We start from the raw sequence: 7,688 nt of genomic DNA on the forward strand, positions 1-7,688 counted from the left end.
TATCCATACTTCGAATGTCTTAGCTATATAAATCTCTTAGGAATATTGAGAATAAGCGAGAGAACAAGAGTTATCTCTTTCTTTATAGAGGGAGTATACTGGAATAAGCTTAATGTCCTTAAATTCTTTAATTGGTGTTATCTATAAGGAGGCAGTATGAGTATAGGTAAACAGCTACTATTAGGATTATCAATTTATGCAGTATCTGCAATAATAATACAAGGAATATTATCGTATTTTGATCCTTCTCTAAATGAAACCCTGAGGATTGCAATTACTTCTTCTCCTATTCTTATATCAATTGTTTTAACACAACTACTCATTAATAGAATTAAAACGAAACGAGATGAATAGTTTCTGTTCAATGTTCTATCTTTTTACATTGAGGAGTCGTGACATTCCTAAAAAAAATTTAAGACAGTTAAATGGGAGAGCTTAAGGTTGATCATAGGTGATCTTGGTAATATCCTTATTCAACTAACGATGGCGTTTGCTGAATAAGCAGCCGCCTCCCTACAATTAGGTCAGAAAGCGTAAGCATCTTCGGCTAACGGGCAGCATTAACGGAATAATCGAAACACTGGTGAACTATAAATCGTCTAACTAAAGAGGAGGAGTGACTAATTTGAAGAAAATGTACCTTTTAATATTTGTCTTAATGATTGCTTTTCTAAGTGCCTGCGGTAGTAATACGTGGGTGTTGGAGAAAGATAGATTGGATGAAGTGGAAAGTGTAAAGAACTATGTAGAGCAACTACAAAATGACTACACGGATTTTAGAGGGTTCAAAGTCTTTACTATATCAGAAGGTAAGAAAATGGTGGTTGTTTCATCAGCTACAAGTAACCAGGCTCTGGAATTTAATGGAGCAGATGTGTCGAATAACAGCACAACGATAACTGTTGAAGAGAAAAGTACGGAGACGGACGAAGAAAATCCCTATATTCTGATAGGTATAGATGAGATTGAGGGAGAATTTTCTGTGGTTAATGAGAGTGGGGAGAAATTTAAAGAATATGAATAAGTTAAAATCTGTACCCTTCAATTAACGGGGGCAATAACTGAATATCCGCCTATGATTACCGCTATTGCCTTCTTCATCTATTGGAGCAGGTTAATGGAATAAGGTGGTCTTTTTCGAAACATTAAGTAAGGAACCTTCGTCTAAGTAATATATAGCTAAATCCAGAGTCATATTATTCTAAAGAAAGAGAAAGGGGACAATATGTTTAAAACTTTATCAGGCAAACTTGCTGCTGTAATCTTATTGGTTTTTGTTATCGAGTTTATTGTATTTATGGTATCTGTATTTTCTAATAATGGTTTCGGAGCAATTGTGAATTTTATTCAATTTGCACCTATAACATCAATTTTAGGTTTGATATTTGGTTTGTTAGGCACTAAAAGAGAAACTGGCTTAGGCAAAACAATATCAATAATTACCTTAATCATTAGTATCATTTTTGTAGTCTTTTCCTTGTTCCTTTTGTTCGGTTATTCATTTGGAGGATAGAGGAGACTCTTCAATAAAAGGGGGCAATAACGGAAGAGCAGCTATCGATCCGGCTATTGCCCTTGTTCAATACTGGGCAGGTTAGTTGATAATTTGGATTTTAAATAGTGAGTTAAGCAGCTTACTGAATAGAGGAGGGTTTGAGATATTTATGAAACATATCTTGCTTATAGAAATGACAAGGCATGAGTTTGAACAGTACTTTACAGATAAAATACAAAGATACTCCCTAGTGTTATCTCAAAACGATTATGAGGTAAATGGCGATTTTGAAACGAAAGCAACTAACCAACTCAATAACTTACTACCTAATGGAATACAAACCTCTGGTCACTATTTTTTCAATATAAATAATGAACTGGAAAATATAGGGTGCTTATGGATTGAAAAAGACAATGCAAAGAAAAGTGCCTTTCTATATGAAATATATATTTTAAGTGAATTTCGAAATATGGGGTACGGTACGATTACAATGAAAAAAATTGAAGAGTGGATGAGGGAGCACGAACTTTTATTCTTAAAGCTACACGTCTTTGGGAGTAACAATGAAGCAAGAAAACTTTATGAGAGAATTGGTTTTGAAGTAGCAGGAGTTAATATGATTAAACAGGTTGAATGAATTGGAAAAAACCCAAGTGTTAACGTGTTAATTTATGCTGTCGCCTCTGGGTTTCAAATAAAGACCAGATGTATATTTGAAACTTTTGTTTTGTTGTTTCGTATAGATAATTAAGTAGTTAGAGAAATAATGGTTAGATTTGAGGAGAGTTCTTTGAAGATTCTAATTGATGGAATAAAAAATATGTATTTAGACTTATTTGCAATCGGAAAAGGGTTCATCTATGGGTTTGTTATGGTTGCCTTGCTATTTTAGTCAGTGGAGCTCTGTTATACGGTATTTTGTACCTTCGTAATCTGATATTTTAACCATCATATACTTCTTCCATTATAGGGGGCGTTGCTTATTCGTTTTAGCGTCTGTTATTGCTTTGGTTGCAGGCTGTAGCTCCCCAAAGGAAAGTGATGAGAATGTAAAAGCCATTCAAACTTTTTTAGGGAACGGATCTCGTGCTTTTTTGCACTACCTGGGAAGCATCAGAACCATCACAACACTTCCATAGTTGAATAAAAAGACGACCGAATCGATGCGATTCAGACTATGTACCAAAGAAGCGAGGAGAATTTTATTGTGATTGAATTAAGATTTTTCGAGACATCGGATTTTCAGCAACTTACTAATTGGATAGAAACTCCGGAGTTTTTACTTCAGTGGGGAGGGCCTAATTTTAGTTTCCCCTTAAATGAAGAGCAATTAGAGGATTACATAAAAAATGCTAATAAGGTTAACTCTGATGTTTTAGTGTATAGCGTTATAAATAAAGAAAATGGTAATGTAATTGGGCATATATCGTTAGGCAGTATTGATCGAATTAATAAATCAGCAAGAGTAGGAAAAGTCATGGCGGGTGATAAAGCAGTAAGAGGAAAGGGAATTGGTCAACAAATGATGACCGAAATTCTTAAAGTTGCATTTGATGAACTTAAATTACATAGGGTTAGTCTTGGGGTGTTTGACTTTAACTCTTCAGCAATTGCTTGTTATGAAAAAGTAGGATTTATAAAAGAAGGCTTACTTAGGGATGCAAGGAAAATTGGTGACGAGTACTGGAGCTTGTGGGAAATGAGCATTTTAGAAAACGAATGGATGGAAAGAAATTAAGGTCAGTCTTATGGTGCTCACAGTTAAGATAGCTGAAAATCAGGCAAAGCGACTCCCGAAAACTTTTTCATTATTCCATAGTGTAGTATGAAAATTATTTATTGAGGTGAAAAAATGTCGATAAAAGGGCTTAATCATTTCCTATTTTCAGTTACAGATTTAGAAACGTCCATTAAATTTTATCAAAAAGTATTCGATGCAAAATTATTAGTAAAGGGTAGAAAAACGGCTTACTTGGATGTACAGGGTATGTGGTTTGCCCTTAATGTAGAGAAAGACATCCCCCGTAATGAAATACACCAATCCTACACCCATATTGCCTTTTTATTGAAGAAAAGATTTTGATAGTTTGTTCGACAAACTAAAGAAATTAAATGTAAAGATCTTGTCAGGTCGCCCGAGAGATGAAAGAGATAAAAAGTCTATCTATTTTACTGACCCGGATGGGCATAAATTTGAATTTCATACTGGGACGTTACAAGACAGATTGGATTACTATAGAGAAGAGAAGGCACATATGAAGTTTTTTAAAAAAGGGTGATCTAGTTAACACCTTCATTGTACTATGGTTCTTAGAAAATCCTTAATTCTAACCTAGATTAATAAGTAGACAGATATTATTAAAGAAGGTGGAAAAATGTTAGATAAAATTAAATCAATACCTGAAAAAGTGACATTTACAATAGGCTTAGCTTTAATATTATTAAGTCCATTTTGTATATTTTTCATGTCATTTCTATTCCCATTAGGTAATGGGACAAAGATGATTATAGGAAGTGTAGTGTACTTTTTTGCTGTTTTATTGATACTAAGTGCGGCTGATAAAAGACATTCCAGAATGGGCAATAAAATGTGAGGATTATATCATGAGAGAAAGGCGGTGGAAATATTTGAGAAATTATAAAGCAATCCTATTCGATCTGGATGATACCTTAATTAACAGGGATCAGGCAGTAGATAAAATGTTTTCGCTTATTCTAGAAAAATGTTATGAGGGTGTTCCACATCCGGCAAAAGACGAAATGTTGCATATGTTCAGAGAATACGATAAAGGAAGCTATGGTGATAACAATAAGAGAAACGTTTTGGAATCATTATTTGATGAGTTCCCACCGCATTATAGATTACCGCGCCAGGACATCCAAGATTTTTGGAATCATCATTTCCCGCGATGTTTTTCTATCCATCAGCATACACTTACTATCCTAAATACCATAAAGCAGCACGTTAAAGTCGGAATTATTACAAACGGTTCCACTCAGAGACAAAAAGCTAAAATACTAAACTCTGGGTTAAATAGTTATTTTGACACAATCATTATTTCTGAAGAAGTGGGAATGACTAAACCGGACAAACGTATATTTGAATTAGCACTGGATGAACTGAATGTGCAGCCGGAAGATGTCTTATTTGTAGGAGATCACTTAGAAAAGGACATTAGCGGCTGTCAACATGCACATATTAAGGGCATATGGTTCAATCCTCAAAGAATCAAGAATGATACCGATATCAAACCATATGCCGAGATCGATTCTTTTGATAGATTAATAAGCTATATGACATAATCCCAACACGCCTGAGGTGAAAAAAGATGATTTTTGTATTCGATTTAGATGGGACGATTTGCTTTAAAGGAAAGCCCCTGAGCCAAGAGATATGTGACGCTTTAAATGTTTGTAGTCAGCAGGGACACGAAATTGTATTTGCTTCGGCCAGGCCCATTCGTGATTTATTACCAGTTCTGCCTGCATATTTCCGGCATTTTCGGATGATCGGCGGGAATGGTGCCTTTACGTATGCAGATGGGGAGATTAAGACTAGGGCTTTCACAACAGAAATAGTGGATCAAATAAAGCAGATAATTGAATCCAACCAACTGACTTATTTGATAGACAGTGATTGGGATTACAGCTATACAGGAGATCGCGGTCACCCTATATTCCGTAATCTTGATCCTGAAAAACGTGCTGTAGATCAGCCATTGGCTCATTTATCAAAGATCACGAAAATCGTATTATTTACAAGAGATCAAGCAATCAAACAACAGCTCGAGAAGTTATCTGTACAAGTATACGAACACGGGGATGAAGAACTCATGGATATAAGCCCGTCAGGAATACATAAGGTGGAGGGTCTGAGACAACTAGGCATACTACCAGGTGAGTTTATGGCATTCGGAAATGACCAAAATGACTTAGAACTTTTTCAACACGCAAACTACAGTGTTTGTGTGGGGCAGCATCCCATAAAAGAATTTGCATCCACTTCCATAGGGATTGAGGATGTTCCATTTAAAATAAAAGAAATGAGTGAATTCTATCATCAAAGAGGACTGATGGTGGAAAGTTGATCTACATTCTGCTAGTTTTCTGATAAGGAATTGCATCCATTGCTGGAGAAGTCGTTCCGGGATTCAAGTTTCGCTTTAAAGCGAGGGGAATCAAATGCTGATTGTCAAAATAGGGCTGTTAACGTTCTAAAGGAACTATTAGAAACATATAAAGATAAACATATTGTAATAGGATCTCACGGGGCTGTTATGACCCTGATGATGGGATATTTCGATCGTACGTATGACTTGGATTTTTTATATAGCACATCCAAGCCTGATATTTATAGGATGGAATTTAAAGAGAAGGAATTGGTGCAAGTTCGAAGGTTGTGGGGTGGGACTTCAACCGAAATTAGCCATTGTTCTTTTTAATATAGGGAGTTGATGGGGGGAGAAATATGACCATGAAAAAAGACAGATATTTTTTAGAGTTGGCTCTTGAAGAAGCAGAAAAAGCATTGAATGAGAATACATATCCAGTTGGGGCTATTATTGTGGATGAAAATCAGAACATCATTTCTAGAGGGCGTAATAGAGTACATCCGGAACAAGATTCGACTGCCCACGCTGAAATTGATGCCATCCGTAATGCCGGTCAATCAATATTTAATGCGAAAGTCAACCGTGAGAAGTTTACACTATACACTTCCTTGGAACCTTGTCCAATGTGCACGGGCGGAATACTGTTTGCCAATATTAAAAAAGTGGTTTGGTTACTAAACGATGATGTAGGTTTTGGCGGGTATAAAAAAATCAACGATACCAAAATATACGAAAGAAAATTTCATGAAATTGAATCTATTGAAGAACCTTATGGCGACTTGAAACAGAAGCAAATGGAACTTATGAGTAAATGGTTAACAAATCCTAATCATGTAACTAACTTACGAAAAGCTATTATTCCAGAATAGAGGGCTTATCCGCAATAGGGTAAGCTTCTTTTTTTATGGGAATTAGTTATTGAGTTTCTATCATGGATTTGAAATAATTGGAATTGAGTAATAGCGTCGACAACCATTATAGTTCCTGAGGGTGAAAACAGTGAAAGAGAAAATAAAAGACACTGATTATTTTAGTTTATATGTCTTAAGTGACGGAGTCTATGCAGCTATCGCAAAGCCGGGCCAAGGTGCATGGAGTAATGCTGGTATTGTTGACTTAGGTGAGAATTTGCTGGTGTTCGATTCACTTGCCACTCCATCTGCTGGTTATGAATTGAGGAAGCAGGCTGAAGAGCTGACTGAAGAGCTGACTGGGAAAAAAGTGAAGTACCTGATCAACAGTCATTACCACGGAGATCATGTATTTGGAAATCAAGCATTTGCTGATACAACGATTATTTCCACTTCTCTAACAAGGAAATGGTTTGAAGAGAAAAATAAAATAGTAGATTTGCAGACAGAAATAAAAGAAACGGAAGACTATTTGAGTAAGCTGGGAAAACAAATCGTTATAACTGCAGATAGAGTCATGAAAGCCAGTCTCACCAATCAATATAAGGAAATGTCAGTCATTCTAAAAGACTTACCTACTATCAAGCTCGTGCTCCCAACCGTTCTTTTTGAAGAAAAGATGGTGATTGAAGGCTCAAAAAGAACGGTTGAATTGCACTGCTTTGGAGGTGGCCACACCACAAGCGACACATTTCTGTACTTACCAGAAGAGAAGATGGGGTTTATGGGTGACCTGGTCACCGTTGATTTACATGTACCCATTTATGATCCTGAACAATTCGGTGCCATTTTAGAAAAGGTGAAGCAGTTGGATATTGAGACTGTCGTACCTGGTCACGGATATCCAGGGGGGAGTGAATTGGTGTGTACTCTGAAAAAGTATTTAGCCTTTTTGATTGAAAAAACGAAAGAAGCAGTGAAAAATGGCGTGCCATTCGAAGTGTTTGCTTCTAACCTAGAAATACCAGACGAATATGTTGAATGGAAAGGGGTTAATGGGATTAGAGGGAACTTATCTAAAGCGTATGCATTTTATGAGCGTAAAAATGTGATGAAATAAAAATCATCCTAAACGGGTAGTGTCAAAAAACTTATGAAAAGTTGAAAAGGGCATTATCTTTAACGCAAATGTTAGGTTCTTGGTCGCCGCAATCGCTCTTGACAAACACG

General features: G+C 36.1%; 10 protein-coding genes and 2 pseudogenes. All 12 read left to right on the plus strand.

Going from position 1 to position 7,688, the window contains the following annotated elements:
• The first annotated feature begins 156 nt into the window (after positions 1 to 156).
• The 12 genes and pseudogenes from DET59_RS21170 to DET59_RS21225 all read left to right on the plus strand — a co-directional run bounded on the left by DET59_RS21170 (position 157) and on the right by DET59_RS21225 (position 7,578).
• Positions 157 to 354 carry a hypothetical protein gene (locus DET59_RS21170; protein ID WP_113971566.1) on the plus strand — a complete coding sequence of 66 codons (198 nt, stop codon included), beginning with the start codon at positions 157 to 159 and terminating at the stop codon, positions 352 to 354.
• Positions 355 to 634: 280 nt separating this feature from the next.
• Positions 635 to 1,024 carry a hypothetical protein gene (locus tag DET59_RS21175; RefSeq protein WP_397540974.1) on the plus strand — a complete coding sequence of 130 codons (390 nt, stop codon included), beginning with the start codon at positions 635 to 637 and terminating at the stop codon, positions 1,022 to 1,024.
• Between the two features lie 201 nt (positions 1,025 to 1,225).
• A complete protein-coding gene (locus DET59_RS21180; protein ID WP_113971568.1) occupies positions 1,226 to 1,513 on the plus strand; it encodes a hypothetical protein in 288 nt (95 codons plus the stop codon).
• Positions 1,514 to 1,664: 151 nt separating this feature from the next.
• Positions 1,665 to 2,132 carry a GNAT family N-acetyltransferase gene (locus tag DET59_RS21185; RefSeq protein ID WP_113971569.1) on the plus strand — a complete coding sequence of 156 codons (468 nt, stop codon included), beginning with the start codon at positions 1,665 to 1,667 and terminating at the stop codon, positions 2,130 to 2,132.
• 570 nt (positions 2,133 to 2,702) lie between these two features.
• Positions 2,703 to 3,233, plus strand: a complete 531-nt coding sequence (locus DET59_RS21190) for a GNAT family N-acetyltransferase (RefSeq protein ID WP_113971570.1) — start codon at positions 2,703 to 2,705, stop codon at positions 3,231 to 3,233.
• 114 nt (positions 3,234 to 3,347) lie between these two features.
• Positions 3,348 to 3,774, plus strand: a pseudogene (gene fosM, locus DET59_RS21195) (FosM family fosfomycin resistance protein).
• Positions 3,775 to 3,870: 96 nt separating this feature from the next.
• The gene (locus DET59_RS21815; RefSeq protein ID WP_113971571.1) at positions 3,871 to 4,089 is read left to right on the plus strand and encodes a hypothetical protein; all 219 of its coding nucleotides are present in this window, start codon (positions 3,871 to 3,873) and stop codon (positions 4,087 to 4,089) included.
• 52 nt (positions 4,090 to 4,141) lie between these two features.
• Complete coding sequence (locus tag DET59_RS21205; protein ID WP_113971576.1) at positions 4,142 to 4,798, plus strand: HAD family hydrolase; 657 nt, start codon at positions 4,142 to 4,144, stop codon at positions 4,796 to 4,798.
• A gap of 26 nt (positions 4,799 to 4,824) precedes the next feature.
• Positions 4,825 to 5,583 carry an HAD-IIB family hydrolase gene (locus DET59_RS21210; protein WP_113971572.1) on the plus strand — a complete coding sequence of 253 codons (759 nt, stop codon included), beginning with the start codon at positions 4,825 to 4,827 and terminating at the stop codon, positions 5,581 to 5,583.
• An 18-nt stretch (positions 5,584 to 5,601) separates the two neighbouring features.
• Positions 5,602 to 5,937, plus strand: a pseudogene (locus DET59_RS21215) (histidine phosphatase family protein); the annotation flags it as partial.
• 26 nt (positions 5,938 to 5,963) lie between these two features.
• Positions 5,964 to 6,476 (plus strand): nucleoside deaminase, encoded by a 513-nt coding sequence (locus DET59_RS21220; RefSeq protein ID WP_113971574.1) that lies wholly within the window; start codon positions 5,964 to 5,966, stop codon positions 6,474 to 6,476.
• 130 nt (positions 6,477 to 6,606) lie between these two features.
• Positions 6,607 to 7,578 carry an MBL fold metallo-hydrolase gene (locus DET59_RS21225; protein WP_181778274.1) on the plus strand — a complete coding sequence of 324 codons (972 nt, stop codon included), beginning with the start codon at positions 6,607 to 6,609 and terminating at the stop codon, positions 7,576 to 7,578.
• The last annotated feature ends 110 nt before the right edge of the window (positions 7,579 to 7,688 follow it).

Source organism: Rossellomorea aquimaris, from assembly GCF_003315075.1.
GTDB classification, from domain to species: domain Bacteria; phylum Bacillota; class Bacilli; order Bacillales; family Bacillaceae_B; genus Rossellomorea; species Rossellomorea aquimaris_C.

Coding starts and splice junctions, on each gene's coding strand:
- DET59_RS21170 (WP_113971566.1), top strand. CDS start 157: ATGAGTATAGGTAAACAGCTACTATTAGGATTATCAATTTATGCAGTA.
- DET59_RS21175 (WP_397540974.1), top strand. CDS start 635: ATGTACCTTTTAATATTTGTCTTAATGATTGCTTTTCTAAGTGCCTGC.
- DET59_RS21180 (WP_113971568.1), top strand. CDS start 1,226: ATGTTTAAAACTTTATCAGGCAAACTTGCTGCTGTAATCTTATTGGTT.
- DET59_RS21185 (WP_113971569.1), top strand. CDS start 1,665: ATGAAACATATCTTGCTTATAGAAATGACAAGGCATGAGTTTGAACAG.
- DET59_RS21815 (WP_113971571.1), top strand. CDS start 3,871: ATGTTAGATAAAATTAAATCAATACCTGAAAAAGTGACATTTACAATA.
- DET59_RS21210 (WP_113971572.1), top strand. CDS start 4,825: ATGATTTTTGTATTCGATTTAGATGGGACGATTTGCTTTAAAGGAAAG.
- DET59_RS21220 (WP_113971574.1), top strand. CDS start 5,964: ATGACCATGAAAAAAGACAGATATTTTTTAGAGTTGGCTCTTGAAGAA.